A 2777-nucleotide genomic window follows, 5' to 3' on the forward strand; every position below is an offset into this window, starting at 1 on the left:
GACCCGCAGTCCCTCGGCGGGGGTGAGCGCCCCGGCGGCCACCGCGGCGGCCACCTCGCCCATGGAGTGCCCGATCACCAGATCGGGGTGCACCCCGTAGGAGCGCCACAGCTGGGTCAGCGCCAGCTGCATGCCGATCACGCCGAGCTGAATCTGTTCGATACCGACCAGCTCCTTGCCGCCGGCGATGAGGTCGTGCAGGGAAAACCCGGCCTGGGCAACAAAGGTCGGCTCCAGCTCGCTCACGGCTGCGGTGAAGGCGGGTTCGTCGGCCAACAGCCGCCGGCCCATCCCGGCCCATTGGGACCCCCGACCCGAGTAGACAAAAACCGTGCCGGGGCCGACGGCGTCCTCGCGGCAGTCCACCACGCCCTGAGTCGGTTCACCGGTGGCCAGCGCGCGCAATCCGGCTACGGCCTGGCACCGGTCTATGGCGGCCACCGTAGCGAACCGCGGCTGCCGCGCCCGGTGATGATTGAGCGTGTGCGCCACATCGGCCAGCGGCACCTCGGCGCCGGGGCCTTCCATCCAATCGGCCAGCGCTGATGCCGTCGCGGCGACCCGCTGCCGCGTTTTTCCTGACACGACCAGTGTCGACACCACCGGCGCGGCGGCGCGCGGGACAGCACATGTTTCGGGCGCCTGCTCGATCACCACATGCGCGTTTGTGCCACTCACTCCGAACGACGACACGCCGGCTCGCCGCGGTGCTTCGGTCGCCGGCCATTCGGTGTCCTCGGCTGCGATAGTCAGGCGCGACACGCCCTCGCCGGCGTGGGGAGTTAGCTCGTTGAAATTCAGGTTTCGAGGAATGCGGCCGTGGGCGACGGCCAGCACGGTCTTCATGAAGCCGGCAATCCCGGCCGCCGCCTCCAGATGACCGAGATTGGTCTTCACCGCTCCGAGCACCAGCGGTGCGCGGCCATTGCGGTCGGCGAAAACCTTGCTGAGCGAGTCGAGTTCGATCGGGTCGCCGAGCGGTGTGCCGGTGCCATGCGCCTCGATGTAATCGATGTCGGCCGGTGTCAGCTTGGCCGACCCGAGGGCCTGGCAAAGCAGCTCCTGCTGGGCCGGCCCGTTGGGAACGGTCACGCCACTGCTGGCGCCATCCTGGTTGACCGCCGAACCGCGCACCACGGCCAGGATGCGATTGCCGTCCCGTTGCGCGTCGGACAATCGCTTGAGCACCACGACGCCGCAGCCTTCGCTGCGCACATACCCGTCGGCGCTCGCGTCGAAGGTTTTGCACTGCCCCTCCGGTGACAGCATTCCCCAACGCGAGCAGGCGATGCTGGTTCCCGGGCTGAGCAACAGGTTGGTCCCACCGACCAACGCCGCATCACTTTCGCGCCAGCGCAGGCTCTGGCAGGCCAGGTGGATGGCCACCAGCGACGACGAGCACGCCGTGTCCAGGACGACCGCCGGACCCCGGGCGCCCAGCAGATAGGCCATCCGGCCGGCGGCGAAATTCGCCGAGTTTCCGGTCAACACATAGGCGTCGAGTTCCTCGGGTCGCACCGTACCGGACATCGTGAGCATGTAGTCGTAGGCGGTCACGCCGACGAATACCGACGTTTGGGTGCCGCGAACGGTCTGCGGCGGGATTCCCGCGTTCTCCAGCGCTTCCCAGGCGACCTCGAGGAACAACCGCTGCTGCGGATCCATCGCCGCGGCTTCGCGTGGGGCGACGGAGAAGAATTCCGCGTCGAATTCGTCCGGCCGCCAGCCCGTGAGGAATCCCCCTTCGCGGTTGCAGATCGTCCCCGGAACGGTGTGGTCCTCGGTGAAAAGGGCGTCGGCATCCCATCTTTCGGCGGGAACGCGGACGATGCCGCTTCGGCCGTCGCGCAACAACTCCCAGAATTCGTCCGAGTTGTTCACCCCGCCCGGCAACCGGCACCCCATCCCGACCACGGCGATCGGTTCGGTGCCGGCCTTTTCCGCGATCTCCAGACGCGCGGTGAGGTCATCGATCTTGTGCAGCGCCTCGGTGATAATCGCCCGGCGGTCCGGCGGCGAGGTGCTCATCGTGACTCTCTTAATCGTCCCGAAAGTTGTTCCAACAGCTCAGCTTCGGTGAATTCGTCATAGGCGTTGGCAACCGGCTCGCCTTGAGCCTCGATCAGTTCGGGTAGGACGGTGGACAGATGGTCGGTGAGGCTGTATACGGTCGGGTAGTCGAAAACCACTGACGCCGGCAAGGACTCGCCAAGTGTTTCCGAGAGCGCCCGCTGCAGCGTCACACTCATCAGCGAGTCCATTCCGAGTTGGAAAAAGCCGGTCGAGGGATCCAATGGCTCGGTGGGCGGAAGCCCCATCACGCTGGCGGCCAGCAGGGCGATCTGGTCGAGCACCATGTCATGGCGGCGCTGCGGCGGGCAGTTGCGCAGGGCGGCGCGGAATTCGCTCTCGGGCATTGCCGGATTACGGGTCTCGCCGGGCGCCGCCACTAGGTCGTCGACGATGTGTAGGGCTGTGCGGGTTCGGTATGCGGCTGCGAGCAGTGGCCAGTCCGCGTTGACCATGATGGAGTGGGCTCCGGCGGCCGGGTTCATCAGGAGTGGCAGTGCGGTGATGGCGGTTTCGTCGTTCATGGGCAGTAGCCCGGATCCGAGGCTGNCGGTAGATCGCCGCCGAATTGGTTGAACAGTGCGCTCATAGCGGCTTCGTCGGTCGCATCGGCGGCCACGGTGACCAGGATCGTGCCCTGGGCGGCGAGGCTTTCCGTTAACGCCTGCAGCCGCAGGCCGGGTTTGCGTGATACCGCGATGATGGTC

1 protein-coding gene and 1 pseudogene are annotated in these 2777 nt (G+C 66.9%); both read right to left on the minus strand.

Annotated elements, in window-relative coordinates; genetic code table 11:
- Nucleotides 1-2028: type I polyketide synthase (locus BN4348_RS59085; RefSeq protein WP_142308839.1), on the minus strand; the 2028-nt coding region annotated here is incomplete at its 3' end.
- Nucleotides 2025-2777, minus strand: a pseudogene (locus BN4348_RS59090) (beta-ketoacyl reductase); the annotation flags it as partial. The pseudogene BN4348_RS59090 and the gene BN4348_RS59085, both read right to left, overlap by 4 nt.

Source organism: Mycobacterium interjectum (assembly GCF_900078675.2).
Lineage (GTDB): Bacteria > Actinomycetota > Actinomycetes > Mycobacteriales > Mycobacteriaceae > Mycobacterium > Mycobacterium interjectum.